The 25014-nt window shown below is 70.3% G+C and carries 25 protein-coding genes and 1 tRNA gene; 8 read left to right on the top strand and 18 right to left on the bottom strand.

The features are described from left to right. Positions 1-30: 30 nt before the first annotated feature. Together lptG and lptF are read right to left on the bottom strand one after the other, a co-directional pair. Complete coding sequence (gene lptG / locus RKE50_RS12815; RefSeq protein ID WP_350036878.1) at positions 31-1104, bottom strand: LPS export ABC transporter permease LptG; 1074 nt, start codon at positions 1102-1104, stop codon at positions 31-33. After that, positions 1101-2171, bottom strand: coding sequence for an LPS export ABC transporter permease LptF (gene lptF, locus RKE50_RS12810; RefSeq protein WP_350036876.1), 1071 nt, complete (start codon positions 2169-2171; stop codon positions 1101-1103). The genes lptG and lptF overlap by 4 nt, the downstream gene beginning before the upstream one ends. A 144-nt stretch (positions 2172-2315) precedes the next feature. On the opposite strand from lptF, the gene RKE50_RS12805 reads away from it, so the two are divergent. Next, the gene (locus tag RKE50_RS12805; protein ID WP_350036874.1) at positions 2316-3254 is read left to right on the top strand and encodes a sulfotransferase domain-containing protein; all 939 of its coding nucleotides are present in this window, start codon (positions 2316-2318) and stop codon (positions 3252-3254) included. Positions 3255-3257: 3 nt separating this feature from the next. Beyond that, positions 3258-4379 (top strand): mitochondrial fission ELM1 family protein, encoded by a 1122-nt coding sequence (locus RKE50_RS12800; protein WP_350036873.1) that lies wholly within the window; start codon positions 3258-3260, stop codon positions 4377-4379. 439 nt (positions 4380-4818) lie between these two features. Here RKE50_RS12800 and RKE50_RS12795 read toward each other — a convergent pair whose 3' ends face one another. Further along, positions 4819-5445, bottom strand: coding sequence for a 2OG-Fe(II) oxygenase (locus RKE50_RS12795; protein ID WP_350036871.1), 627 nt, complete (start codon positions 5443-5445; stop codon positions 4819-4821). A gap of 146 nt (positions 5446-5591) precedes the next feature. On the opposite strand from RKE50_RS12795, the gene RKE50_RS12790 reads away from it, so the two are divergent. Further along, positions 5592-6515, top strand: a complete 924-nt coding sequence (locus RKE50_RS12790; RefSeq protein ID WP_350036869.1) for a sulfotransferase domain-containing protein — start codon at positions 5592-5594, stop codon at positions 6513-6515. After that, on the top strand, positions 6512-7450 hold the full coding sequence (locus tag RKE50_RS12785; protein WP_350036867.1) for a sulfotransferase domain-containing protein: 939 nt from the start codon (positions 6512-6514) through the stop codon (positions 7448-7450). The genes RKE50_RS12790 and RKE50_RS12785 overlap by 4 nt, the downstream gene beginning before the upstream one ends. Before the next feature lie 194 nt (positions 7451-7644). On the opposite strand, the gene RKE50_RS12780 is transcribed toward RKE50_RS12785, so the two are convergent. Next, a complete protein-coding gene (locus RKE50_RS12780) occupies positions 7645-8532 on the bottom strand; it encodes a glycosyltransferase family protein (protein ID WP_350036865.1) in 888 nt (295 codons plus the stop codon). A 102-nt stretch (positions 8533-8634) separates the two neighbouring features. Between RKE50_RS12780 and RKE50_RS12775 the strand changes: the two genes are divergently transcribed. Beyond that, positions 8635-9747 (top strand): mitochondrial fission ELM1 family protein, encoded by a 1113-nt coding sequence (locus RKE50_RS12775; RefSeq protein WP_350036863.1) that lies wholly within the window; start codon positions 8635-8637, stop codon positions 9745-9747. On the opposite strand, the gene RKE50_RS12770 is transcribed toward RKE50_RS12775, so the two are convergent. Then, positions 9720-11069 carry a sigma-54 interaction domain-containing protein gene (locus tag RKE50_RS12770; RefSeq protein ID WP_350036861.1) on the bottom strand — a complete coding sequence of 450 codons (1350 nt, stop codon included), beginning with the start codon at positions 11067-11069 and terminating at the stop codon, positions 9720-9722. The genes RKE50_RS12775 and RKE50_RS12770 overlap by 28 nt on opposite strands. Positions 11070-11330: 261 nt before the next feature. Here RKE50_RS12770 and RKE50_RS12765 point away from each other — a divergent pair, with 261 nt between their 5' ends. Then, on the top strand, positions 11331-11585 hold the full coding sequence (locus RKE50_RS12765; RefSeq protein WP_350036859.1) for a hypothetical protein: 255 nt from the start codon (positions 11331-11333) through the stop codon (positions 11583-11585). 83 nt (positions 11586-11668) lie between these two features. After that, a complete protein-coding gene (locus RKE50_RS12760) occupies positions 11669-12037 on the top strand; it encodes a hypothetical protein (RefSeq protein WP_350036857.1) in 369 nt (122 codons plus the stop codon). A gap of 7 nt (positions 12038-12044) precedes the next feature. Here the strand turns inward: RKE50_RS12760 and RKE50_RS12755 are convergent, their stop codons facing one another. The 5 genes from RKE50_RS12755 to RKE50_RS12735 form a co-directional block, all read right to left on the bottom strand. Continuing rightward, the gene (locus RKE50_RS12755) at positions 12045-12989 is read right to left on the bottom strand and encodes a hypothetical protein (RefSeq protein WP_350036855.1); all 945 of its coding nucleotides are present in this window, start codon (positions 12987-12989) and stop codon (positions 12045-12047) included. A gap of 94 nt (positions 12990-13083) precedes the next feature. Then, complete coding sequence (locus RKE50_RS12750) at positions 13084-14370, bottom strand: O-antigen ligase family protein (RefSeq protein WP_350036853.1); 1287 nt, start codon at positions 14368-14370, stop codon at positions 13084-13086. Positions 14371-14378: 8 nt separating this feature from the next. Further along, entirely contained in the window at positions 14379-15317 is a 939-nt protein-coding gene (locus tag RKE50_RS12745; RefSeq protein ID WP_350036851.1) for a hypothetical protein, read from the bottom strand. Then, positions 15314-16276 carry a diacylglycerol/lipid kinase family protein gene (locus RKE50_RS12740; protein WP_350036849.1) on the bottom strand — a complete coding sequence of 321 codons (963 nt, stop codon included), beginning with the start codon at positions 16274-16276 and terminating at the stop codon, positions 15314-15316. The genes RKE50_RS12745 and RKE50_RS12740 overlap by 4 nt, the downstream gene beginning before the upstream one ends. Beyond that, a complete protein-coding gene (locus RKE50_RS12735; protein WP_350036847.1) occupies positions 16273-17166 on the bottom strand; it encodes a hypothetical protein in 894 nt (297 codons plus the stop codon). The genes RKE50_RS12740 and RKE50_RS12735 overlap by 4 nt, the downstream gene beginning before the upstream one ends. Before the next feature lie 139 nt (positions 17167-17305). Here RKE50_RS12735 and RKE50_RS12730 point away from each other — a divergent pair, with 139 nt between their 5' ends. After that, positions 17306-18019, top strand: a complete 714-nt coding sequence (locus RKE50_RS12730) for a 4'-phosphopantetheinyl transferase family protein (RefSeq protein ID WP_350036845.1) — start codon at positions 17306-17308, stop codon at positions 18017-18019. A 19-nt stretch (positions 18020-18038) separates the two neighbouring features. Here RKE50_RS12730 and ychF read toward each other — a convergent pair whose 3' ends face one another. From ychF to RKE50_RS12690, 8 genes are all read right to left on the bottom strand, one after another. Continuing rightward, positions 18039-19133, bottom strand: a complete 1095-nt coding sequence (ychF, locus tag RKE50_RS12725) for a redox-regulated ATPase YchF (protein WP_350036843.1) — start codon at positions 19131-19133, stop codon at positions 18039-18041. A gap of 27 nt (positions 19134-19160) precedes the next feature. Next, entirely contained in the window at positions 19161-19751 is a 591-nt protein-coding gene (pth, locus tag RKE50_RS12720; protein ID WP_350036841.1) for an aminoacyl-tRNA hydrolase, read from the bottom strand. Between the two features lie 34 nt (positions 19752-19785). Then, positions 19786-20475: a 50S ribosomal protein L25/general stress protein Ctc gene (locus RKE50_RS12715; protein WP_350036838.1), complete on the bottom strand. Its 690-nt coding sequence runs from the start codon at positions 20473-20475 to the stop codon at positions 19786-19788. Between the two features lie 111 nt (positions 20476-20586). Beyond that, positions 20587-21519 (bottom strand): ribose-phosphate pyrophosphokinase, encoded by a 933-nt coding sequence (locus RKE50_RS12710; RefSeq protein WP_350037861.1) that lies wholly within the window; start codon positions 21517-21519, stop codon positions 20587-20589. 54 nt (positions 21520-21573) lie between these two features. After that, positions 21574-21648: transfer RNA gene (locus RKE50_RS12705), tRNA-Gln, on the bottom strand. A gap of 8 nt (positions 21649-21656) precedes the next feature. Beyond that, entirely contained in the window at positions 21657-22511 is an 855-nt protein-coding gene (ispE, locus tag RKE50_RS12700; protein ID WP_350036836.1) for a 4-(cytidine 5'-diphospho)-2-C-methyl-D-erythritol kinase, read from the bottom strand. Further along, on the bottom strand, positions 22508-23107 hold the full coding sequence (lolB, locus tag RKE50_RS12695; protein ID WP_350036834.1) for a lipoprotein insertase outer membrane protein LolB: 600 nt from the start codon (positions 23105-23107) through the stop codon (positions 22508-22510). The genes ispE and lolB overlap by 4 nt, the downstream gene beginning before the upstream one ends. Before the next feature lie 4 nt (positions 23108-23111). Further along, a complete protein-coding gene (locus RKE50_RS12690; RefSeq protein ID WP_350036832.1) occupies positions 23112-24854 on the bottom strand; it encodes a tetratricopeptide repeat protein in 1743 nt (580 codons plus the stop codon). Positions 24855-25014 lie beyond the last annotated feature (160 nt).

Here is a 25014-nt window from a genome sequence, read left to right as displayed (position 1 = left end):
GCGGGGGTCCTTCGGCGTGGGCGGGCCAGTCTACCAGTGCATGCGTCGCAAGAGCAGCACGGCACAGGCGGTGATGGCCAGCGCCGGCAGCAGCGCCACCAGCAGCGGAGGCAGGCCGAGCAGCGTGCCCAGGGCGAAGAGGATCTGCGAGCCCAGGTAGAAGCCGATACCGATGAGGGCGCCGACGGCGAGGTTCACCCCCACCGCGCTGCCCCGGCGGGAGCCGAGCTGGGCGCTGACGGGTGTCGCCAGCAGGACCATGGCCGCGGCGGTCAGCGGCAGGGCCAGGCGCTGCCAGAAGGTACTCAGGTAGCTGCGCGCGTCGCGGGCGCTGGCGGCCAGGTAGGTGCCGTAACCGTAGAGCACCGAGAGGCGCATGCTCTCCGGCGACAGCGAGAGCACCGGCAGCTCGCGCCGGGCCCACAGGTTGTCGATCACCAGGCTGTCGCGGCGGTGCGTCTGCAGCTGGCCGTCTTCCAGCACCTTCTCCTGCACGTCCTCGAAGCGCCAGCGGCGGTCGTCGCCGACCGTCGCCGTGGCGGCGTGCACGGCGCGCGCCAGGCGTCCCTCGGCGTCGAATTCATAGAGGGCGATGTTTGCCGGCACGCGTTCCTCGCGCATGGTACCCAGGTGGATGTAGCGCCGGTCGTTGCGGGACCAGACCCCGCCCGCCGGCAGCGTGTGCGGGTTGTCGTAGCGCAGCTTCATGCGCAGCGCCTCGGCGCGCTGGTGCAGGGGCGCGGTCACGGTCTCCATGCCCACCCAGAGCAGCAGCGCCACGACCGCCGTGGGCACGGCGATGGCCAGGAGCAGGCGGCTGATCGGCACGCCGGCGCAGCTGATCACCGTGAGCTCGGAACCCTTCTGCAGGCCGGCCAGCGCGATGATCGTGCCGAGGAGCAGAATCACCGGCGCCAGCGAGAGCAGCTGCTGCGGCAGCACCATGAGCGTATAGCTCGCGACCGCGACAGCGCCGTACTCGCCCTGGGCCGCATCCAGCTCGTCGATGAAGGCGAGCAGCCCGAACACCGCGGCGACTACCAGGAAGGTGATGAGCCAGCCGCGCAACAGCGCCGCGGTGAGGTAGCGGGTGAGGATGCTCATCGGCGCCGGGGCAGCCGCGGCGGGTTGAGCAGCACGGCCAGGAGCACGGCGAACACGGCGTAGGTGCCCCACAGTCCCGGCAGCTCCGGCACGGTACCCTGCTCCATGCCCGTGCGCACGGCGCTGGTGATGGCGAACAGGCAGACGTAGGCGGCGATGGCGACCAGGAAGCTGCGCGTGCGCGACTCCCGCGGCGCCGAGGCCGACAGCGGCACGGCGATGAGGGCGAGGAGCACGGTGGCGAGCGGCGTGGTGACCCGCCACTGGTACTCGGCGATGTCCTTGGGGCGGTCCGAGCGGCGCAAGGCCTCCGTGGGCTCCGCCTTGCGCCGGTAGCGCTCCTGGGCCTCCGTGCCCGGCAGGCGGATGGTGAGCGTGCCGAAGTTCATGGTCACGTCCAGCTGCTCCCGGTTGTCGAGGAGGTAGTGGTAGCCGTCGTAGAAGGTCGCGGTGAGCGGCTCGCTCGGGTTCAGCGTCGGCAGGGCGGCACTGTCCGCGTAGATGAGCTCGGCGCGGGCGCCGTCCTCGTGCGGCTTCTGCAGGAACACGGACTTGTGCAGCCCGCGCTCGAGGTCGAGGTCATCGGCGATGAAGGTGTAGTCGCTGTCGCCCATGGTGACGAACTCGCCGGTGGCCATTTTCTTCAGGTCGAACTCCGCCGCGGCCTGCGCCTGCAGCCGGTAGCTCTCGCGGTAGGCCCAGGGCCGGCCCTCGATGGAGATGAGGCCGGTCAGCCCGGCGATGGCGAGGCCGAGCAGGCAGACCGCGCCGAGCACGCGCCGGCGGCTGACGCCGGCGGCGTAGAGCGCGCTCATCTCGGCGTCCCGGTAGAGCCGGCCCAGGCCGGCGAGCACGGAGAAGAAGAGCGCCGACGGCAGCAGCACCTCGAGGACGATCAGCGTGCGCAGCAGCACCAGCTGCCCGGCGGTGAGCAGGTCGAACTGGCCGGCGGCCGCCATGGTGAGCTGCTGCGCTAGGGAGTAGCCCACGAACACGAGCACCAGCAGGCCCAGGCCGAGGCCGAAGGGATGCAGGATTTCCCGGCTCAGGTAGCGCTCGATGATCATGGCCGCGATTGTAGCCCGTTCCGCGCGCGGGCGGGCGGCCGCGCGGTCTTATTTAACAGGCTCGCCGGTGGCGCGGGCGGTCCTCATCCCGCATAATCCGCGGCTTTTCCGAACACCCTGGCGGCCCCCGGGCCGGGAATCGTCATGCTGAACCTGAGCGACGGCGTCAAGAAGGCGCTGATCATTGCCCCCACGGAACTGCTCCCCGCCGGCGCGCGCGTGGGCCTGCGCCGCAAATACCTGGCGCAGCTCGAGCTGTCCAAGGCGCAGCGGGCGAACTTCCTGATCATCGGCCACCCGAAAAGCGGCAACACCTGGCTGAAGGCCATGATCAGCCGCCTCTATCAGCTCCGCCACAACCTGCCGGAGTCGAAGCTCATCAACACCGACGAGTTCGCCCGCAAGATCCCGGAGATCCCGCGCCTCGCCGCCACCAACGGCTGCTACAGCTACGAGGGTGAGGTCGGCAAGCTCCTCGCCGAGGGCGCACCGGACAACCCGCTGCGCCACAAGCCCGTGGTCTTCCTCGCCCGCCACCCCATCGACATCGCGGTGTCCTGGTACCACCAGTTCACCAAGCGCCAGTCCCGCGCCAAGCAGGAACTCATCAACGCCAGCATCGAACACCCCATCGACCGGCGCAGCGTCGGGCTCTGGGACTTCGTGCGCCATTCGGATATCGGCCTGCCGTTTCTCATCGACTACGAGAACGGCTGGGCCCGCAACGTGCGCGCCCTGCCGCGGGGCCTCATGGTGCGCTACGAGGACCTGCGCGCCGAGCCTGTGGAAACCCTGGGCAGGATCCTCGCGCACGTGGGCGAGAGCTTCAGCGAGGAAGAGATCCGCGAGGCGGTGGAGTGGGGCTCCTTCGACAACCTGCGCAAGCTCGAGACCAGCGGCACCTTCAGCCAGGGCGGCATGAAGCTCGTCAACGCCGAGGACCCGACCACCTACAAGGTGCGCCGGGGCAAGGTCGGCGGCTACCGCGAGGACTTCCCGCCCGAGCAGGTCGCCGAGCTCGATGCCCTCCTCGACGCGCATATCGACCCCGCCCTCGGCTACGGCACCGCCGACCAGGGCTGAGCCATGACGCCGCGCACCTGGGTCATCCTCGGCGACAAGCGGGGGGACAACGGCCAGGTGGAGACGATCGTCGACGCTCTCGGCTGGCCCGTGGAGCACCGCTTCGTGCAGCCGCTGCCGCAGTGGGTCTACGGTAAGCCCCGTTACCGGCCCACCCTCGAGCACCTGGACCCGGCGCGCTCCGACGCCCTCGAGGCGCCGTGGCCGGACCTCATCCTCACCGTCGGCCGCCGTCCGTCCATGGCCGCGCTCTGGGTCAAGGCACAGAGCGGCGGGCGCACGAAGATCGCCCTGGTCGGCAAGCCCTCGGGCCTCCTCGACGCTTTCGACCTGGTGATCGCCAGCGGCGAGAACCAGATGCCGCCATTGCCCAATGTGCTGGTCACCGCGCTGCCCTTCATGCAGGTGGCGGAGGACGCCGTGCGCGAGTCCGCCGAGGCCTGGGCGCCGCGCCTCGCCGGCCTGCCGCGCCCGCTTGTCGCCTTCCTGGTCGGCGGCGAGACCAACCCTTTCGTCATGGACGAGCGCGTGGCTCACGGCCTGGTCGCCGAGGCGAAGCGCGTGGTCGCGGACGGCGGCACGCCCTATATCACCACCAGCCGGCGCACGACCGCCGACGTGGTCGCGGTCCTCGAACGCGACCTGCCCCCCGAGGCACGCCTGTTCACCTGGTCCGCCGACGCCCCGCCGGAAGACAACCCCTACCGCGCGCTCCTCGGCAGCGCCGATGCGTTCGTGGTCACTGGCGACAGTATCTCGATGCAGGTCGAAGTCGCCCGCCTGCGCAAGCCCCTGGCCATCTTCCCGCTCCCCGCCGGCCGTTTCGGCGCCCCGGATCTCTGGCGTCGCCGCTTCGCCAGCTGGCTCAACAACCCCCGCTGCACCACCCCCACCGACCGCTGGCGCCAACGCCTCGCCCGCGCGATCTACCGCATCGACTATTTCAAGCTCTTCTCCGCCACCCGTGATTTCCAGGCGTTTCACCGTTTGCTGATCGATCACGGTTTGGCGGTGTGGGCGGGGGAGCCGCTGACTGAGCCTGCCGGTGAGTTGCCGGGTGACCTCTCTGTGGCGGTAGAACGGGTTCGGGCGTTTTTTCCAGAGGCGGGTTCGGGGACTGCGTAGCTGGTTTTGGTGGCGCCGGCGACCCGGGGGAGGCCCTCACGGACACGCTACAAGCACGTCCATGTGCGCTCGGCGCCGGCCATCCATGGCCGGCGACGGTCCGTGAGGGCCTCCCCCGGCCCGCCGGCTTCAATTTGACCGATGCGACGCTTATCCACCCGCAGTTGGATGTAGCTCCTACCACCCCCGGTTACAGTCGTGCCGGAATGACTGGGAGCCACTTGAGTAGCTAGGACTCGCTGGGTAGGTCATGAAGCCGCCGTCGCTGGGAAAGCCCTGTCGGAACGTCGCGGGCCATGGACGGCCCGCGTCGAGCGCACATGGATGTGCTTGTAGCGGTTCCGACAGGGCTTTCCCAGCGACGGCGGCGCCACCACCGTCAAATCAAAACCGCAAAGCCACCATTGCCAGCTGGACGGGGGACCGTCCAGCCAAGGATCTACCTTAGTCCGAGGACGTTCTTGGCGAAGTGGGTACCGGCGCGGGCTATACGCTGGCTGGCCACGGAGAGGGGGCTGCGGTCGAGGTAGTTGAGTTGGAGCATGCGGCGCTCGCCGACGAAGCGGGTGTGGCCGTGCCAGGAGTGGGGGGTGCGCTTGAAGGCGAGGAGCGTGCCGCCGAGGGGCGGGACCTCCGCGGCGTAGTCCTCGATATCGTGCCTGCCGCGCAGCATGCGCAGCTGGCCTTCGCTGTGCGTCCACTGCTCGTTGAAATAGACCAGGACGGTGATGATCTTGCTCTTGTGGTCCGTGTGGATATTGCCGTCCGTGCGCTCACAGAACTTGCGCACCGTGATCGTGGACGGCAGGCCCGTGAGGGCCATGTCGAAGCGCTCGCCGAGCAGGCGGGCGAAGGCGTCGCTCTCGAGATCCTCGATGAAGCGGGCGAAAGCCGGGCCGTAGCTCAGGTCCTCCAGGGCGTGATTCGCCGCTGAATCGATCGCCGGGTAGTCCGCGTTGACCGTGGCGAGGTCCGCCGGGGAAAGGAAGCCGGGGGCCACCAGGAAGGGGAACGGGTCCGTGTTTAGGGGCGCCGCGCGCAGCGTTTCGAGGTTCGCGTAGTTCATGGGCGTATGATACTCCGCGCTGCGCCGGAGCGGCAGGGCAGGGCGCGCGTGCGAAACGTGAAAAATGCCGTCCGGCTGCGGCGGGGCGTCCAATCGGGTATGATCGCCGCCGTCTGTCCCAACCGCACTCCGAAGGCCCGCACCGCATGGCCGACAAGGCTCGCGTCGCCGCACGCTTCGTCATTCTCACGCTGCTGTTCTGGCTGCCCGCGCGCAAGCGCAAGGGGCTGGAGCGCTGGCTGCGCGGGCGCGAGGAGTACAAGAAGCTTGAGCGCGCGGATTGGGTGCTCATGAGCTGGGGCAAGAGCGGTCGCACCTGGCTGCGGGTCATGCTGTCGCGGGCCTACACCCAGCTCGGCAACCTGCCGGCGAGCGAGCTGCTGGACTTCGACAACCTCAAGGCCGTCGATCCGCGGCTGCCGGCGGTGTTCTTCACCCACAACAACTACCTGCGCGACTACACCGGCAACTGGCAGAGCAAGGCGCATTTCGCCGGCAAGCGCATGGTGCTGCTGGTGCGCGATCCAAGAGACGTGGCCGTGTCGCAGTTCTTCCAGTGGCAGTACCGCATGCGGCCGGTGAAGAAGTTCATCAACGACTACCCGCCCCACGGTGCCGACATCGACGTCTGGCAGTTCGTGCAGGACCCGGCGGTCGGCGTGCCGCGCATCGTCGACTACTTCAACGACTGGGCGGCATCAAGGGACCAGCTCGACGACCTGCTGGTGGTCCGCTACGAGGACATGCGCGCGGACCCGGGCGCGGTGCTCCGGCAGATTCTCGACTTCACCGGCACGGCGGTCAGCGACGAGCAGGTGGCCGAGGCGGTACAGTTCGCCGCCTACGACAACATGAAGAAGATGGAGCAGGAACAGTACTTCAAGGGCTCCGGCGCGCGGGTGAAGCCCGGTGACAGGGATAATCCGGCGTCCTTCAAGGTGCGCAAGGCCAAGGTCGGCGGCTACCGCGAACACTTCGACGACGCCCAGTGCGCGGCCCTCGACGCCATGGTGGCGAAGCTCGACCCGCAGTTCGGTTACGGGCCGCAGGCGGAGCAGGCTTCGGCGTGAAATACGCCCTGCAGCAGCTGCGCCACGCCGCCAACACGCTGCGCAAGAAGGCCGCCCGGCGCGTCCTCAACTGGCGCAACCGCAACCGGCCGCAGGCCGAGGTCATCGCCGAGGAGCGGCGGCTGCGCGGCCGGGAACAGCTCGCCCGCCTGCGCGAAGCGGACATCGTCATCGTCTCCTTCGGCAAGAGCGGCCGCACCTGGCTGCGGGTGATGCTGTCGCACCTGTTCCGCATCCGCCACGATCTGCCGGAGAACGCGCTGCTCGGTTTCGACAATTTCCACCAGATGAATCGCGCCGTGCCGAAGATCTTCTTCACGCACGACAACTACATCAAGGACTACACCGGCGAGCCGGCCAGCAAGGCGCCGTTCTACGACAAGCCGGTGGTACTCATGGCCCGGGATCCGCGCGATGTGGCGGTTTCGCAGTTCTTCCAGTGGAAGTTCCGCCTGAAGCCGAACAAGGTCGTGCTCAACAACTACCCGTCGCGCGATGACGACATCAGCGTTTTCGACTTCGTCACCGGCGACAACGACGGCGGCAGCCTGCGCGCGGTAGTCGACTACCTGAACACCTGGGCCGCCGAGCGCGAGCACGTGCAGCGTTTCCACCTGCTGCGCTACGAGGACCTGCGCGCCGAGCCGCACGGGGAACTGGCGAAGCTCGTCGCCTTCATGGGGGTGGAGGCCACGCCGGAGGAGCAGGCCGCCGCCATCGAGCATGCGTCCTTCGAGAACATGAAGAAGATGGAGAGCTCGGACACCTTCCGCTTCGCCGGCCGCATGCGCGCCCGCGATAAGGACAACCCGGATTCCTACAAGGTCCGCCGCGCCAAGGTCGGCGGTTATCGCGATTACTTCAATGACGAGGAAGTCGAGGCCATCGATCGTCAGCTTGCTGACTCCCTCGATCCAATTTACGACTATCACTGACGTGCGCTAGCTATACCCGCCGGCAGTGCGAGGGAAGCCGCCGTGGCCGGAGGTCCGGTCGGGACCGTCGCCGGCCAGGGACGGCCGGCGCCGAGCGCACAGGGACGTGCTTGTAGCGTGTCCCGACCGGACCTCCGGGCGCGGCGGCGCCACCTCAGGTCGACAGGTCCACATCGGGTCAGGAAGAGCCCCCGTTAGGCCCCCACCAGCTGCAGCGCATCCTCCCGCACGTGCCCCTGCCGGATCTCGTCCCGCAGCTGGTCTTCCGTGAGCACGCCGTCCTCGAGGCACTCGCGCACCAGGTCGAAGAAGAACTTCTCCTGCGCCGGGTCCGGGTGCTTCGCGTAGCGGCCGGCGAACTTGTAGTCGCCGAAGAGGGCGCGGCGGGCGCGGCGCAGCCAGTGCCGGGGCGGGAACAGCTGGAAGGTGTCCGCCGGGCGGTAGTCGATGGGCAGGCCCGTCTTCCAGGGCTGGGTCTTGCGCTTGGTGTTGTGCAGCAGCTTGGTGTGCTCGTCGAGGTGGTCGAAGTCGTTCCAGCAGTGCTCGAGCAAGCCGATGGTGGCCGGGTCCTCGAGCTTCAGCGAGACCCAGTCCATGTAGTCGCGCTGTGCCGGGATGAACATCTCGTTGAACTCGCGCTCGAACTCCCAGTGCGTGAGCTTTGCGCAGTCCAGCAGCATCACGCTGGAGGCCCAGGCCCCCTTGCGCGCCTTGGCGCCGGACTTCGGGCGGCAGACGATGGCCTTGCCGTCCATGTCGCGGCCGAGGAGCTCGTTGATGTCGCCGACGGCGAAGATGTCAGGGTCCATGACCACGGCGCGGCCCTGGTAGCCCATGAGCTGGGGCGGGGCGAAGCGCAGCGGCGTGAACGACTGCAGGTCGTTGTTCAGCCAGGGCCGCTTGTCGCCGTCGCGCAGGTAGAGGTCGCCCTCGCGCGCGGCCATGCACGGGAAATCGCTGACCTCGATGAAGCGCACGTCGAAGGCGTCGGGGTTTGCCGAGCGCTTTTTCAGCGAGTGGCGGCTGACGATGGCGCCGAGCATCTGCTTGTGGTTGGTGTGGATGAAAACGGTCGGTTTCACGGTGTCTTGCCCCGTTAATGTCGCGATCGTGATAGTTTACGCGCGCTGGCGCCGCACTTGAACGGCGCCCGCTGGCAATATTCCTGACCCGGGGAGCCCACCTTGCCCGCCGCTGAAACGCCGCCGCAGTCCGCCCCGCGCACCTGGTGCCTGCTCGGCCGCAAGGCCGGCGACAATGCGCAGGTGACGGCGCTCGCCGATGCGCTCGGCTGGCCCTGGGAAGCGCGGCACATCGCCGCCCGCGCCTGGGAGCTGCTGCCCCACCTCGCCCTGCGCGTGACCCTCGCCGGCATCGACCGCCGCGCCTCGTCGCCGCTGGCGCCGCCGTGGCCGGACCTGGTGCTGACCGCCGGGCGGCGCAACGAGCCGGTGGCGCGCTGGATCCGCCGCCAGGCCGGCGGCGCGACGCGGCTCGTGCACGTCGGCCGGCCCTGGGCACCGCTGGACAGCTGGGACCTGGTGGTGACCACCCCGCAGTACTTCCTGCCCGCGGCGTCGAATATCCGCCACAACACGCTGCCGCTCTGCGACCTGCGGCCCGAGGCGCTCGCTGCGGCCGGTGAAGCGCTGGCGCCGGCCCTGGAAGCGCTGCCGCGCCCGTGGATCGCCGTGCTGGTGGGTGGCGATAGCGGCAAGTACGTCTACACCGCCGCCAAGGGGCGGCGTCTCGGCGCGCTGGCGCAGCGTCTCGCTGCCGGCAACGGGGGTTCGCTGCTGGTCACGGGCAGCCCGCGCACGCCGCCCGCGGCTCTCGATGCGCTCGCCGGCGAGCTCGCCGTGCCGCGCCTGGTGCACCGCTGGGGTGAAGGGGAGAACCCCTACCGCGGGCTGCTGGCGCTGGCCGACGCCTTCGTGGTCTCCGGGGAATCCATGTCCATGCTGGCCGAGGCGCAGACCCGCGGCCGGCCCGTTTATATTTTCGATCCCGGCGACGGGGCCACGCCCTGGTGGCGGCTGAGCCACGGCTGGCGCTACAAGCCGCTGAGCCACCGGCTGGCGATGTGCCTCGGGCCGCGGCGCATGCGCCGGGAGATCGGGCGGATCCAGGATGCGCTGGTGCTGTCGGGTGCGGCCCGCTGGCTGGACGAGAGCAGCGCGGAGGCGCCGCTGCCGGCCGCCGGCGCTGCAGGGTCCGGTGTCTGTGACGCCGAGCTCGCCGCGTCGGCGGCGGCGGTGCGATCGCTGTTTCAGGACGCCGTGCCGGCGGCGCGGTAGACCCTGAGACGGTTGTAAAGCGTCCTCACGCTGATCCCGAGCCGCTCCGCGGCGCGCTTGCGGTCGCCGTTCTCCGCCTCCAGCGTGGCGAGAATCAGGCGCCGCTCCGCTTCCGCCACCGTCATGCCCGGGCCGATGCCCAGCCCCTCCTGCGGCGTCGCCGGCGCCGGCTGCAGCGCCGGCAGGTGGGCCGGGGTGATCACGCTGCGGCAGACCCGGCAGGCGCTCAGCACCACGTGGCGCAGCTCGCGGACGTTGCCCGGCCAGTGATAGCGCCGCAGCAGCGCTTCGGCGTCCCCGCCCAGGCGCACCGGGCGGCCGCTGCGCTCGGCATACTCGGCCATGAAACAGCGCGCCAGCGCGACTGCGTCCTCGCCGCGCTCGCGCAGCGGGGGTACGTGCACGGTCAGCTGGCGGATCCGGTAGTAGAGGTCTTCGCGCGGCCGCCCCCTGGCCACGGCCTCGTCCGGGTCGCGGTTGGTGGCGGTGATCAGCCGCGCGTGCCAGCCCTGGTCCGTTTCGCCGCCGACGCGCCGGAAACGCCCGCTCTCGAGCACCCGCAGCAGCTTGACCTGCGTGTCCTCCGGCATCTCGGTGATCTCGTCGAGGAGTACCGTGCCGCGCCCGGCGCGCTCGAACAGGCCGGCGTGCCGGCGTTCCGCGCCGGAGAAGCTGCCGCGCTCGTGGCCGAAGAGCTCGCTCTCCACCAGCTCCGAGGGGATGGCGCCGCAGTTGATGGCGCAGAAGGGCTCTTCGCTGCGCGGGGAGAAGGCGTGGATGGAGCGCGCGGCGAGCTCCTTGCCGGTGCCGCTCTCGCCGTGGATACAGACGCTGGCATCCGTGGCCGCCGCCTTGCGCAGCAGGCGGTAGAGTTCGCGCATGGGGCCGGAGCTGCCGAGAAGCAGGCCGAACTGGTCCAGAGCCACCGGCGCGACGTCCGGCGCCCGCCCCGTGGGTATCTCGCCCTGGATGTCGCGCAGCAGCGCCTCGAGGTAGTCGCCGGCGACGGGCCGGCGCAGGAAGATGGCGTCGCCCGAGCGCACCCAGGCGCTCCAGGCGGGCTGTTCGCTGGCGTTTCCGAGCAGGAAGACCTGGCTGCCGGCGGTGCGGAAGCTGTCCAGCAGGCGCGCCGCGCTGTCGGCATCCGCTGCGCAGTCGGCGTCGATGAGCAGGAGCTGCGGGGCCTCCGGCCCCACCGGGGCCTCGGTGGGATGGACCACCGCGACTTCGAAGCGGCACCGTCGGACCACGTCGACCACTTCCGGGTCCCGGTCCCGGGTGACATAGCAGGCCCCGCGCCGCGCTGTGCTCGCCGGGTCCATGGCTCGAGTCTACCACCCCGGCACGCACCGGCTGCAAGTTGCAGATTTTGCAGCGGTCAGAGGCAGCTCTTGCACCCGCAGCCGGTTGTCTACCCGGAGCGGTACGCCCGGCGATCCGGCCGAAAAGCTGCAGCCTCGGGGGCTCTCGCCGATGCTGGCGCCCCTCGCACGGGGCTTGCCATCTACCGGGTGACAGCGCGGCACGGGCCGCGTGAAGCAACCGCAAGTCGTAAACAGCGAGCAATGGAAAGGAGGTAAACCATGTGGAAGCATCCGACAGCAAAACCGACCGTCCTTGCCATCGCGATCGCCGGTGCCCTCGGCGTTACCGGGGCGCAGGCCGCCCAGCCGTACCAGAAGCCCGACGACAGCTTCGTCAGCATCAGCGGTACGGTGACCTCGCCGACTGCTGACGACCCTGTCCTCGACTACGGCATGATGGACTACGAGTTCATGGACGGCCGGGTGATCAAGGCCGACGCCGTGACCACCCTCGTCGATGAGCAGCAGTCCTGACGAAAGCGCTGACCCCGGGGCAGCTCCCGGGGTCCGTTCTCTAAACCCATCCCGATACACAATCCCCAGCGGAGGACAGCACAATGGACATGAAGACCAACGATACCTACGGCCTCTTCATGGAGGCACTGGACGTCGTGAATACGGCGATCAGCGAGCACAAGGACGGACAGCTTATGGGCGGCTTGCTCACCGCCGCGGACAAGACCATCGGCGGCAAGCACCTCGGTGTGGCGGTCTACCGCGACGACCCCGACACGCCTTTCGACTACTTTACGTTGCGCTTCACCAACGGCCGGTTCGAGCTGCTTGCCCGCGGCAAAGACGAGCCGGAGATCGCCTGGAAAGTTTCCCAGGACTACCTGCGCGACCTGGTGGACAACCCGAGAGACTACATCGACAACCCGGCCCGGCTGGACCTGGACTGGTTGCGGGATCGCGTGGGGGTCTGAGTCCGGGTCAGGCGGCCCGGGAAAGGCCGGCTAACGGATGCGTGGGCGCCGGCGGCAGGTCGGGCGTGCGCTCAAGCACCTCGAAAGCGTCGTGGCGCACGTGGTTCTTCTCCATCTCCTCGCGCAGGAAGGTCTCGCTGATCTTGCCCTCCGCGAGGCACTCCTTCAGCAGCCCGAAGAAGAAGCGCTCCTGGTTCGGATCGGGGTGCTGCTTGTAGTTGCCGAGGAAGGCGTACTCGCCGAACAGCTTGCGCCTTGCGCGGAGGATCCAGGCCGCCGGCGGAAACAGGCGGAAGCGCTCCGCCGGCCGCCAGTCCGTGGGCAGGCCGGTCTTCCAGGGCTGCGTGCGGCGGCGGGTGGTGTGCAGCATCTTCGTATCGGTGGTGAACTTGTCGAAGTCGTTCCACTCGGCCTCGAAGAAGTCGATGCTGTCGCGGGGCTCGTCCTTCAGGCAGATCCAGGGCTGGTAGTCCTGCTCGAAGGTGAACATCCTGCGGAAGGTGGTTTCCGGGTCCCAGTGCGTCAGCTTGGCGCAGTCTAGGAGCATCACGCTGGAGGCCATGCACTTGTCGACCAGCCCCTTGGGGCCCGAGCGCATGCGGCACATGATCGCCTTGCCGTGCATGTCGCGGGAGAGCAGTTCCCAGATATCGGCGGCGGCGAAAATGTCGGGGTCGATGACCACGGCGCGGCCCTCGTAGCCCATGAGCTGCGGAGGCAGGAAGCGTGTCGGCGTGAAGGATTGCAGGTCGTCGTTGAGCCAGACGCGGTGAACGCCGTCGCGCAGGTACTCCCTGCCCTCGTGCTCGGCAAAGAACGGGTAGTCGCGCATGTCCATGATGGTGACGTCGAACTTGTCGTTGTTCGACGAGTAGCGGCGCAGCGCGTGCTCGGCGACGACGGCGCCGGTGATCTGCTTGTGGTTCGTCTGGATGAAGACGCCGGCTTTCATGGGGACTCCGGGCTGGTTAGCTCGCGGCGAGGATAAAGCAAGGCGGTGCGCTTTTCTATGTAGCAAGTCACAGCCTCGGGCTCGCGTAGGCCGCTCAGGGGCGGCAATAGTACCGGTAGCTGGCCAGGGGGCCGGCCGCGAGGAAGACCCAGTAGCGGAAGTCCCAGTTGAGCAGGCGGACGTTGGTCAGGGTGCTCGCCAGCAGCAGGGCCATGATGCAGCCGAGGAAGAGCGCCGTGTCTCCACCGAGGGCGCCGGCGCGCCAGCCGCGGTGGAAACCGCGGAGGGTCAGCACCACGGCCGCCGTGAACAGGCCGAGGCCGACGACGCCATAGCGCACGAGTAGGTCGACCTGCACGTTGTGGTAGTCGTTGAAGCGGGAGAGCAGGAAAACCTCGCTGTCGCGCAGCGTGAGCTTTGCGGCGGCGGGGCCGTGGCCGAAGAGCGGCGCCTCCCGCCAGCGGGCCAGGCCCTCCCGGAGCATGACGATTCGGATGCCGACGCTGTTCTGACGCGCCCGGCCGCTGCCGGTACGCACGGTGTCGAGGTTCCCGGCGAGCAGCGCGCTCCAGGTCTGTCGCTCGCTGGCGAGGCGTTCGCCCACGGCGGGCAGGTTGCCGGCGATGACGGCACCGAGCAGGGCGACCGCCAGCAACGCGGCGATGGCGGCACGCCGTTCGCCGCGGCGCCAGCCCGCCCACAGGCCCGCCGCGAAGACAAGCAGGAGCAGCGGCGCCAGGGCGACCCAGGCGGCGCGGGTCTGTGACAGGATCACCCCCTCGAGGAGGACGGCCGCCAGGAGCAGCAGCGCCCCGATCACCGTCCAGCGATAGCGGCGGGGCGCGAGCCGGGCCAGGCGCGGCGCGAAGACCAGCGCGCCGAGGAGCAGCGTGCCCGCGTAGTAGGCGAAGGAGATCGGCTCCAGCCCGAGACCCAGGCGGGCCTCCCACCACGGGCCGTCCAGGTCGGAAAGTTCGCCGAGAAAGGCGAGGCGGGCGAGGAGGAAGCCCGCCGCGGCGACCGCCCAGGTTCTCAGCACGCGGCCCTCGTCGCCGCGGAGGTACCAGGCGACGGGCACCAGGCCGGCGTAGTAGGCCACCCGCGCCGCGTGCTTGACCTGCTGCTGCCAGGAGTCCGGCTCGCCCAGGGCCGCCACCGGCGCGTAGAGGACGGCGTAGCCTGCGATCGCCAGCAGGACCCAGGTCAGCGGATCCCGGCGCAGCTGGGGCCAGCATGCCGCCCGGTCAGCCCACAGGGCCCAGAGCATGAGCAGGCAGCCGACCACGGCGAGAGGGCGCAGGGACCAGGCCGAGAAGGCGAACAGGTACAGGCCCGCCGTCCCGACGGCGTCCCGCTGCTCCGCGGGGGCTGCTGACGGCATCGGGGACACTAACGAAAAATTCCCCGGCGGTAGAGGCGCCAGAAGAACCCCCAGCTGAACAGCAGCGGGTGTCGCCGCACCCGGGGCGGTACCTCGATGCGTTCACCGGAGTGACGCTCGAGCTTCCAGGCGATGTAGTCGAGGCCCCCGGTGAAGGTGAACAGGGCCTTGACCAGGCGGGCCACGGACAGCGCCTTGCCCTGGGCGCGGCGCAGGCCCCAGGCGAAGGGTGCCAGGCGCCGCCGGCCCGGTGCCACGCTCGCCCGGTAGCGGCAACGCTCGCCGCTGCCCGTGAGCTCGAGGCCGTGCGGCAACCCGGTGGCGACGAGCCGGGTCACCGCCTCGTAGAAGGGCAGGGCGGCGCTGACCAGTTCGCGCGCGCGTCCCGGGCGCTCGGTGCGCAGCTCGGTGCCGTAGCTCAGCGCCAGGGCCTGCTCCCACAGCCCGCCGAGGCTGCCGCTCGCCGGCAGTGCCGGCAGGGCGCGACCGAGCAGCGTGGCCGCCGCCTGCCGGAAAGCACCGGTGACCGCCGCCGCCGTGTCCGCGTCGCGCGCGTAGACGATGCGCACGGGCTGGCTGAAGCGGCCCCAGAGGTAGGACTGGTACCAGCGCCGGCTGCAACCGCGGCGGAAATCGTCGAGGGACACGACCGTGACCTTGCTGCGCAGCACCCGTCCGTCCAGCTCGCACTGGGCGTAGAACACGTTGGGCGGCAGCACCCGGTTCGCCAGCGCCAGCCAGCCCCCGCCGTAGGCGCCGCGGTAGCTGTCCACGACGAGGTAGAGGTCCACCAGGCCGTCGAAGAGGTCACCGCTGCGCAGGCAGGAGCCGTAGAGCAGCACGGCCTGAACGGCGTCCCGGTGGCTGCCGCGCAGCCGCCCGGTGAGCTCTGCCAGTGCAGGCTCCGTGGCCGGCGACGGGCCGGCGACCTCCGGCCAGGCGCTCACGGTCTCAGGAAGACGAGGGGCGGGCTGGCGGCCAGGCGGGCGCGCTGCGCCACCGTGAGCAGTTCGCCATCCAGGTTGAGCTCGCCGGCAAGCGCCAGCTCCACGTTCCGCGCATTGTGGCTGTGGTAGTGCTCCCCGGCCCGCGCCCGGCGCGAGGGGCGGCCGGCGATGATGGACAGGAAGGTCGGCAGGAAGCGCGGCGCGTGCTGCTCGATGAGGGTGACGCGCAGGGGGCCCGCGCCGCTGCCCCAGAACGGCCGCATGCCGAAGGCGAGGCGATCGAGGGTGGAAACGGCGAGGATCAGCGTGTCCGCCGCGCCGGCGGCGCGCCCGTCGAGGCTGAGGCCGAGGCGTGTCGGTGCGGTGAACGCCTCCTCGCCGCGCACCACGCCCCAGGCGGTGCGCAGGGTGCCGAGGAACAGGCTGAAGTCATCGCGAAGGCCCCGGGCGTGGATCTCCCGGTGGGCGTACTCGGTGCCGTGGACCACGGCGCCGGCGCCGAGGAACATGCCGTAGTAGGGCGTGGCCTCGTCGTCCAGGGTGACGCGTATGAGATGGCGCACCAGCCGTTCGGCGGGGCGGGACGGATCCTCGGCCCAGCGCCGGAAGCGGCCGACGGCGCGGCGCAGGCTGCCGCGGACGCCGACGTCGCCCGCGTTCATGTTCGCGGTGCCGGCGGGCAGCAGCGTCACCAGCGGCTGGCGCACGAACGGTCCCTGCTCCAGCAGCTGGCCGAGGATGTTCGAGGCGGTGCCGTCGCCGCCGTTGATGACCAGCAGGCCGACGCCCGCATCGGCGAACTCGCGAAGCACGGCCGGCACGTCGGCGGGGCTCTCCGTCACCCGGTGCAGGGCGCCCGGGCAGCGGTCCAGCTCCCGCCGCAGGGCGGGGAAGTGGTCCCGGTTGTGGCCGCTGGCGGGGTTGCTGATGATGCCGATCCCCGCGCCGGCGCCCCTCATGGTGTGGTGGCGGCCGGCGCCGCCTTCGCCGGTGCCGGCCGCGAGTGCGCCTCGACCAGGTTGAGTTCCGCGCCGCCGATGCGCGGCGCCTCGCCGCGGATGCGCAGCGGCAGGCCCGTGGTCCGGTCGACGAGGAACTCGATGTCGCCGGAAAGCCCCATGAGCTCGAAGTCCCGCCCTTCCGGGTTGCCGGCGAGGGGCTCGGCGCGCAGCCTGAGGACGCGGGTACCGCGGCGGCCCTCGACACGGCCCTCGTCGAGGCGGAAATCGGCCTCGATGGTTTCGCTGCCGCCGGGGCTGGCAATCAGCCGGTAGAAGTTGAGATCCGTGTGTACCAGGTAGTCGCCGGCGCGGCCCGGGTCATCGAGGAGCCCGGGCAGCAGCAGGAACAGCGCGTGGGGCGTGATGATGGTCCGGCCCTCGGCAGCGGCTGGCAGGTCGATGCGGGTCACGCCGGAGGAGACCCAGCCGCCGTCGCCGGCGCTCAGCGCCGTCCGGCCATCGCTACCGGCGCTGCCGTCCGCGGGCTCGCGGCGCTCGCGGATAATGCTGTCGCCGAGGTAGCGGTGGGTCTTCAGGCGCTGGTCCCGGCCGCGGCTCAGGCGCCAGCGGGCGAGGCTCGCCGCGTCGGCAGGGGCGAGGTCGACGACGATGGACTCGATGGAACTGCCGACGGTGTTCTGGATCTCGAGGCGGACGAAGGGTTCGGTCCCGCTCTCCGGGAACAGCGGCGCCACGCCCTTCTTCAGGTTCAGCTCGCCGCGCGCGGTCGCCCAGAAATTGCGCTGTTCGAACACCAGCTGCTGCCAGGGCGGCAGGTCGAACGCCGGCGCGGCCGGGGCCAGGGTGGCCGCCAGCAGGCAGAGCAGGGCCGGCAGGAGTCGGGGCATGCGCAGGGTCACAGTTGTCGACACGGCCGCCGAAATTACCACAGAGCGCGGCCGATCGCTGCCGGTGAACCTGCCCCGGGGCCCGGGGAGTGCAATAATGCCCGCATTTCTTCTTGCTGGGGCAGGAATGAACGTCGAGGTGAGACTCTGTCGGGCGCGCGAGCTGGATCCGGCGCTGGCCCGCCGCTACTACGCTGCGCTCGACGGCGCCGACCGCGAACGGGTGGACCGGCTGCCGGCCGGGCGCCGGGCGCCGATGCTGCTGGCCCGTGGCCTCCTGCGCATCGAGCTCGCCCGCGTTCTCGGTACCGCGCCGGGCGCGCTCCGCTTCGAGCGCGGTCCCAGCGGCAAGCCGTCCGTGGCCGGGGCGCCGCAGCTGTGTTTCAACCTGAGCCATGCGGGCGACTGGGCGGCCCTGGCCTGGCTGGCGCAGCCGGCGCCGACGCCGGCCTTCGGCCTCGGTGTCGATCTCGAGTGCGCCCAGCCGGCGCGGGACGTGGTGCGCCTGGCGACGCGCTGTTTCGGCAAGGGCGAGGGGGCGCGGGTCGCGGCGCTGCCGGCGCCCGAGGCGGCCGCGCGCTTCCGTGATCGCTGGACCCTCGCCGAAGCCTGGGTCAAGGCGCAGGGCGGCAGCCTGGCGCGGGTGCTGGGCACCCCGGCGCTGCCGCAGCCGCCTGTGGGAGCGCGCCGTGGCAGCCGGGCGGCGGCGGACGGCGAGGCAGCGGCGAGCTGGCTGCTGCTCGCGCCGGCGCCTGAGCTCACCCTGGCGCTCTGGCTCGAGGGGGCCGGCAGCCTTCGCCCCCGGCTGTCGCAGGGGCTGCCGCTGCGGCAGTGGCGCCCGGTGGCGGGCTGAAATCCTCGACGGGGGCAGCTCAGACGTTGAAGCGGAAGTGGATGACGTCGCCGTCCTGGACCACGTAATCCTTGCCTTCGAGGCGCCAGCGGCCCGCGTCGCGCGCGCCCTGCTCACCGCCGTGGCTGATGAAGTCGTCGTAGCTGACGACCTCGGCGCGGATGAAGCCTTTCTGGAAGTCCGTGTGGATGACGCCGGCAGCCTCCGGCGCGGTGGCGCCGACACGCACGGTCCAGGCGCGGACCTCCTTTTCGCCGGCGGTGAAGAACGTGTGCAGATTGAGCAGCCGGTAGCCGGCGCGGATCACCCGGTTGAGGCCCGGCTCCTCCATGCCCAGCTCGGCGAGGAACTCGGCGCGCTCCTCGTCCTCGAGCTCCACGATCTCCGACTCGAGCTTGTTGCAGATGGCGACCACCTGGGCGTTCTCCGCCGCCGCGATCGCCTCGACGGCCGCCAGGTGCGGGTTGTCCCCGAAGCCGTCCTCGTCGACGTTGGCGATGTACAGCGTGGGCTTGGCGGTGAGCAGGAACAGGGTCCGCAATAGCGCCTGCTCCGCCGCATCGAAGTCCAGGGCGCGCACCGGCTTCGCCTCGTTGAGCTGGGGCAGGAGGCGGTTCTCGAGCAGCGCCTTCAGGGCCACGGCCTCCTTGTCGCCGCTCTTCGCGGTGCGGGTGACCTTCTGCAGCTGCTTTTCGCAGCTCTCGAGGTCGGCCAGCGCCAGCTCGGTGTTGATCACCTCGATGTCCGCCGCCGGGTCCACGGTGTTCGACACATGAATCACGTTGTCGTTGTCGAAACAGCGCACCACGTGGGCGATGGCGTCCGTCTCGCGGATGTTGGCCAGGAACTGGTTGCCGAGGCCCTCGCCGCGGCTCGCGCCGGCCACCAGCCCGGCGATGTCGACGAACTCCATGGTCGTCGGCACTTCCCGCTGGGGCTTGACGATCGCCGTGATGCGCGCCTGCCGCGGGTCCGGCACGGGCACGACGCCGGCGTTCGGCTCGATGGTGCAGAAGGGAAAGTTCTCGGCATCGATGCCGGCCCGGGTAAGGGCGTTGAACAGCGTCGATTTGCCCACGTTCGGCAGACCGACGATACCGCATTTAAAGCCCATGCTCTGTGCCTCCGCTGCCCCCGCCGTTCAGGGGGCCGTGAAACTGTGCAGCTGCGTCTGCGCCTTCACCAGGTCGCCGGCGAAGAGCAGGGGCAGTGCGTCCAGGGCGGCATCGATCGCCGCCGCGGTGCGCGCCGCCTCGGCGGCCGGCGCCCGGCCGAGCACGTAGCCGCTGACCGCGGCGGCGCTGCCGGGGTGGCCGATGCCGATCCGCAGCCGATAGAAGTCACTGTCGTTGCCAAGCGCCGGGATGATGTCGCGCAGGCCGTTGTGGCCGCCGTGGCCGCCCCCGCGCTTGAAGCGGGCGCAGCCGGCGGGAATGTCCAGCTCGTCGTGGGCGATGAGGATGTCCGCCGGCGGGATCTTGTAGAACGTGGCCAGTGCCGCAACGGCCTTGCCGCTCCGGTTCATCCAGGTCGTCGGGATGAGCAGGCGCAGGTCCTGGCCGGCCACGCTGGCCCGGCCCGTCTCGCCGAAGAACTTGCTCTCGTCCGCCAGGGTCGCCCCGTGGCGGCGAGCCAGGGCCGACACAAAATCGGCCCCGGCGTTGTGCCGGGTGCCGCGGTAGGCGTCACCCGGGTTGCCGAGGCCGACGATGAGGCGGATGCTGCTGCCCACGGCGACGTTCCGCTGTGACGGTGCCGCGCGGGGATCAGTCCTCGCCGGCTTCGTCCTCGCCTTCGTCCTGTGCCGACGGGACATCGTCCGCGGCCGGCGCCTCGGCGGCTTCCTCGTCCTCTTCCTCGTCGGACTTGAGGCCGCGCGGCTGGATGACCGAGGCGATGACTTCATCGTGGTCTTCGCCGTAGGACAGGGCCACGGACTCCACGCCCTCGGGGAGGGTCACGTCGGAGAGGTGCACGCTGTCACCGAGGCCGATGTCCGCCATGTCCACCTCGAGGTACTCGGGGATGGCCGACGGCAGGCAGAGGACCTCGATTTCCAGCGCCTGGTGCTCGATGATGCCGCCCTCGAGCCTGACGCCGCGACAGCTCTCCTCGTTCACGAAGTGAATGGGGATGTTCACCTTGAGCGCGACCTTCTCGTCGATGCGCAGGAAGTCCGCGTGCATGACGCGGTCCTTCGCGGGGTGGCGCTGCAGGTCCTTGAGGATGGCCTTCTGCACGTCGCCGCCGATTTTCACGGCGATGACCTGGGAGAAGAACGCCTCGGTCTCCAGGCACTTCTCGATGTCCTTGCGGACGATGGACAGGGGCTGGGGATCCTTGCCGGCCCCGTAGATGATGGCCGGGATCATGTCCGCGTTACGACGCAGGCGGCGGCTCGCACCTTTCCCCAGGTCGTCGCGGGCGATCGCGGCGATTTCAAGCTGGTCAGACATTGTCTTGACTCCTTTTCGTCAACAAAACGCGGCACGGCTTGCGACCGGCCGTACCGCGCGTTCCCTGTGCGCCGTCGTCATGAGAGCCCCGGGGTCGTTCCCGGAAGCTGCTCAGGAGAACAGCGCGCTGATCGATTCCTCGTTGGACACGCGGCGGATGGACTCCGCGAGCAGGTCCGAGATCGTGAGCTGGCGGATCTTGTCGATACCGCGCGCTTCCTCACCCAGGGGAATCGTGTCGGTCACCACGAGCTCGTCGAGCTCGGAGGACCGGATATTGTCCAGCGCCCGTCCGGAGAGCACCGCGTGGGTGCAGTAGGCGACCACCTTGGTCGCGCCCCGTTCCTTGAGCGCATCGGCGGCATTGCAGAGCGTGCCCGCCGTGTCGACCATGTCGTCGACGAGAATACAGGTGCGCCCGTCGACGCTGCCGATCAGGTTCATGACCTGCGCCTCGCCCGGGCGGGGCCGGCGCTTGTCGATGATCGCCAGCTCCGCGTCGTCGAGCTGCTTGGCGATGGCCCGGGCCCGCACCACGCCGCCGATGTCCGGCGACACCACCACGAGGTCCCGGTAGGCGCAGGCGACGATATCGTCGTTCAGCACCGGGGATCCGTACACGTTGTCCACCGGGCACGCGAAGAAGCCCTGGATCTGCTCGGCATGCAGGTCCACGGTCAGCACCCGGTCCACGCCCACACCGACCATCATGTCCGCCACCACCTTCGCCGAAATCGGCACCCGCGAGGAGCGGACCCGGCGATCCTGGCGGGCGTAGCCGAAGTAGGGCACCACCGCCGTGATCCGGGCCGCCGATGCACGGCGCAGGCCGTCGATCATCAGCAGCAGTTCCATCAGGTTGTCGTTCGTCGGTGCACAGGTGGACTGCAGGACGAACACGTCCTTGCCGCGGACGTTCTCATTCAACTCGACGGCGATCTCACCGTCGCTGAAGCGGCCGACGTCGGCCTTGCCGAGGGAGAGATACAGGCGACTCGCCACCTTGCGTGCCAACTCTGGGTTGGCATTGCCTGTGAACACCATCATTTTCGAAGACACGGCGAGTTCCCCAGGAGCACGTGATCAGATTCCGGAAGATGGCTGGGGTGGCAGGATTCGAACCTGCGAATGCCGGGATCAAAACCCGGTGCCTTGCCACTTGGCGACACCCCAGGAACTGGTCAGGTCTCTGCCTCTTGTTCCAGTGCAGGAGAACGGTTGACGCCGGCGGCCACGATAGCACGCCAGGGTGCCGGGACCTCCGCCGCAATGGCCCGTGCTGACGCCTCGTCGGTGCAGCGGCAGAACACGCATGCACCGGTACCGGTCAGCCTCGCCGCCCCGAAATTCCCGAGCCAATTCAATGCCTTGTCGACCTCAGGGTAGAGGTCGCGCACCACCGGCTCGCAGTCGTTCCGGGAACCCCCCGCGAAAAAGGCGGCCATTGTGATTGGCGGGCTGTCACGTGTCAATTCCCGCCGGGAAAATATTTGCCCGGTGTCGACGTGCACGCCGGGGTGGATGACCAGGAACCAGGCCGGCGGCAGTTCGAGGGGCTCGAGCTCCTCGCCGATGCCCTCGGCCCAGGCGCTGTGGCCGCGGACGAAGACGGGGACGTCGGCGCCGAGGGTGGCGCCGATGGCCGCGAGCCGGTCCGGGGTGACATCGAGGTTCCAGAGGCGGACGAGACCCAGCAGCGTACTGGCGGCGTCGGAGCTGCCGCCGCCGAGGCCACCGCCGGTGGGGATCCGCTTGTCCAGGATGATGTGCACTCCCGCGTCCGCGCCCGTGCCAGGCAGCGCCTTCAGCGCGCGCGCGGCGCGCACCGCCAGGTTGGCGTCGCTGGCGATGCCGAGGTCCGGGCCGGCCAGGGTGATGGCACCGTCGTCCCGCGCCTCGAGGGTGACCGTGTCTCCCCAGTCGAGCAGCTGGAAGACGGTCTGCAGCGTGTGGTAGCCGTCATCGCGGCGGCCGGTCACGTGGAGGAACAGGTTGAGCTTGGCCGGCGCCGCCAGCGCGAGCACGCGGCCGGTCACTCGCCGGCTCCCGCCTGCCACTGCGCCGCGGCGAGGCGCAGCTCCAGCGCCCCGGCCGGGTAGCGGAGGGTCAACGCCAGTGGCAGCAGCAGGCCGTCCACGCGGCCGAAGCGGCCATAGCTCACCGTCCAGCCCCCCTGCTCGAGGCGCTGCGGAAGCCCCTCGTCGTAGCGGAGCCGCGCCCGCGGGCCCGCGGGGTCCGGCAGACCGCGCAGCCACCAGGCGAGTGCCTCGACAGGCACCGGCCAGCCGGTGGCGGCGGCGAGGGCGTCGGGGTCATCGGCCGGGAGCGTGCGCCGGCTGTCGCCATCGCGGACCTCGAGCCTTGCGCCGCGGCGCTCGATCGCCACGGCGCCGGCGCCGAAGGGGCCGGCCAGGGTGAGGTCCGTATCCTCGCCGCGCTGCTCCCAGGAAAGGCGCGCCGTCTCGGCACCCTCGGGCCAGCGCAGGGCGACCTTGGCCTGCAGGCGGAAGCGTTCGAACTGCTCGAGCTGGGGCCGCTGTTCCGCCCAGGCCCCGGGCGGCGGGCGCAGCCCGGGGCCGGCACAGGCGGCCAGGCACAGGCAGAGCGCGATGCTGGCGGCCCGGAGGGACACGGCGTCAGGGCTGTTCGTCGACGCCGAGGCGCTCGAGCGTCGCGCGCAGTACCGGGTGCTCCGGGTCTTCGTCGAGGGCGCCCTGCCAGATGCGACGGGCGCCCTCCCGGTCGCCGGAGGCCCAGAGCACCTCGCCGAGGTGGGCCGCCACTTCCGGGTCCGGGAAGGCCGCGTAGGCGCGGGTCAGGTAGTCCAGGGCCTGCTCGTACTCGCCCTGGTGGTAGAGCACCCAGCCCATGCTGTCGAGGATGGCCGGCTCCCCGGGCTCCAGCGCGAGGGCGCGGGCGATGAGTTCGCGGGCTTCATCGTAGCGGTTGGTGCGGTTGGCCAGGGTGTAGCCCAGGGCATTGAGTGCCGTCGCGTTGTCCGGCTCGCGCTCGAGGATGGCGCGCAGGTCCCGCTCCGCCGCGGCGATGTCGCCGCTGCGCTCGTACGCCACGGAGCGGCTGTAGAGCAGCGACGTGGAACCCGGGTGCGCGTCGAGGCCCTCGCCGAGGACCTCGAGCACCGTTTCCGTCCGCCCGGCGGCATTGAGGACATTGGCCTGGAGCGCGTAGAGCTGCTCGCTGCGCGGGGGGTAGCTCTGGCGCAGGGTGGCGAAGTGCCCGAGGAAACGCGGCAGCTCCCCGGCGCGCAGCAGCAGCTCGCCGATGCGGGCGTTAGCGGCGACGAACTCGGCGCCGTCGCCCACCTGCATGTAGTGCTGGATCGCCGTGGCCAGGTCGCCCTCCTCCTCCGCCATGCGGCCGAGGGCGAAGTAGACGTCGTCCGGCCGCTGGCCCAGGGCCAGCACCTGGCGCAGGTAGGCCTTGGCCGCGACGCGGTCCTCGAGTTCCTCGTTGATCAGGGCGAGGGAATAGAGAATGTCGCCGTCCCGGGGGTTGTTCACCGACAGGATCTCGAACTGTTCCCGCGCTGCGGTCATGTCGTTCCGCGCCAGCAGCCGCGCATACTGCAGGCGCAGGCGGTCGTTGTCCGGCTCGGCGTCGAGGACCGCCTCGATGCGCGCCAGCGGCTTGCGCTCGCCGGCGTCCATGCGCAGCCGCGCCTCGAGGAGCAGGGCCTGGTGCTGCTGCGGGTCGAGGTCGAAGACCTCGTCGAGCCGCGCCCGGGCCCGGGCCGGGTCGTCCCGCTCGGCGGCGATCAGCGCGGCGGTGAGATGCAGCGGCACGCTGTCCGGGAGCTCCGGCAGCAGCGCGGTCACGGCATCATCCAGCGCGGCCTGCTCGGTGGGCGGCAGTTCGTCGAAGCGGTTGAGCAGGGCGGGGAAGCGGGCGTCGCCCTCCAGCCGGGCGACGGCGGCGAGCTGCGGCAGCGCCTCGGGCGTGCGCCCCTGGCGGATCAGCAGCGTGGCCAGCGTATCCCGGGCTTCGCTCGAGCCGGGCTCGATCTCCGCCCAGAGCGTGGCTGCCTCCAGGGCTGCGTTCTCGCGCTGCAGGTACTGCGCGAGGCGCGTGGCGTGGGCGCTCACTGCCGGGTCGCGCAGCAGCGGTGCCTGCTCGAGGTAGATCTGCAGGGCGCGCGGGTAGTCCCTCTGGCGCAGGGCGAACTCGGCGGCAAGGAGCGGGTAGACGCTGGCCTCCGGGATCGGCCGCTCGGGCACCGGTGGCGCCGGCGCCTCTTCCTGCGGCGCGTCCGCGACCGCCGCGGTGTCCTCAGCGGGCGCTTCCGGGCGGGTGGCCACGGTGCTGGAACAGCCGCCCAGCAGCGACAGCAGGAGGGCGAGGGCGGTCAGGCGGATCGACATGAATATAGAGCAAGATCAATGTTTGGGGCGCCGCAATGATGACACACTCCCCCCCTGAAACCCACAGAGGGCCTGCAGCGCTGCGCTGCCCGCCCCAACTTGGTAGAATGTGGGCATTCGGAGCCCCGGGTGGGGCACCGGTCGGTGCGCAACGACAGGG

It is taken from the genome of Pseudohaliea sp., from assembly GCF_040217025.1.
GTDB lineage: Bacteria > Pseudomonadota > Gammaproteobacteria > Pseudomonadales > Halieaceae > Pseudohaliea.
This window is presented reverse-complemented; position numbering and strand designations above follow the sequence as displayed.

Coding starts and splice junctions, on each gene's coding strand:
- RKE50_RS12800 (WP_350036873.1), top strand. CDS start 3,258: ATGACGCCGCGCACCTGGGTCATCCTCGGCGACAAGCGGGGGGACAAC.
- RKE50_RS12740 (WP_350036849.1), bottom strand. CDS start 16,276: ATGAGGGGCGCCGGCGCGGGGATCGGCATCATCAGCAACCCCGCCAGC.
- ychF (WP_350036843.1), bottom strand. CDS start 19,133: ATGGGCTTTAAATGCGGTATCGTCGGTCTGCCGAACGTGGGCAAATCG.
- lptF (WP_350036876.1), bottom strand. CDS start 2,171: ATGATCATCGAGCGCTACCTGAGCCGGGAAATCCTGCATCCCTTCGGC.
- RKE50_RS12735 (WP_350036847.1), bottom strand. CDS start 17,166: ATGCCCCGACTCCTGCCGGCCCTGCTCTGCCTGCTGGCGGCCACCCTG.
- RKE50_RS12755 (WP_350036855.1), bottom strand. CDS start 12,989: ATGAAAGCCGGCGTCTTCATCCAGACGAACCACAAGCAGATCACCGGC.
- RKE50_RS12765 (WP_350036859.1), top strand. CDS start 11,331: ATGTGGAAGCATCCGACAGCAAAACCGACCGTCCTTGCCATCGCGATC.
- RKE50_RS12750 (WP_350036853.1), bottom strand. CDS start 14,370: ATGCCGTCAGCAGCCCCCGCGGAGCAGCGGGACGCCGTCGGGACGGCG.
- lptG (WP_350036878.1), bottom strand. CDS start 1,104: ATGAGCATCCTCACCCGCTACCTCACCGCGGCGCTGTTGCGCGGCTGG.
- RKE50_RS12760 (WP_350036857.1), top strand. CDS start 11,669: ATGGACATGAAGACCAACGATACCTACGGCCTCTTCATGGAGGCACTG.
- RKE50_RS12805 (WP_350036874.1), top strand. CDS start 2,316: ATGCTGAACCTGAGCGACGGCGTCAAGAAGGCGCTGATCATTGCCCCC.
- RKE50_RS12690 (WP_350036832.1), bottom strand. CDS start 24,854: ATGTCGATCCGCCTGACCGCCCTCGCCCTCCTGCTGTCGCTGCTGGGC.
- RKE50_RS12770 (WP_350036861.1), bottom strand. CDS start 11,069: ATGGACCCGGCGAGCACAGCGCGGCGCGGGGCCTGCTATGTCACCCGG.
- RKE50_RS12710 (WP_350037861.1), bottom strand. CDS start 21,519: ATGGTGTTCACAGGCAATGCCAACCCAGAGTTGGCACGCAAGGTGGCG.
- RKE50_RS12790 (WP_350036869.1), top strand. CDS start 5,592: ATGGCCGACAAGGCTCGCGTCGCCGCACGCTTCGTCATTCTCACGCTG.
- RKE50_RS12715 (WP_350036838.1), bottom strand. CDS start 20,475: ATGTCTGACCAGCTTGAAATCGCCGCGATCGCCCGCGACGACCTGGGG.
- RKE50_RS12795 (WP_350036871.1), bottom strand. CDS start 5,445: ATGAACTACGCGAACCTCGAAACGCTGCGCGCGGCGCCCCTAAACACG.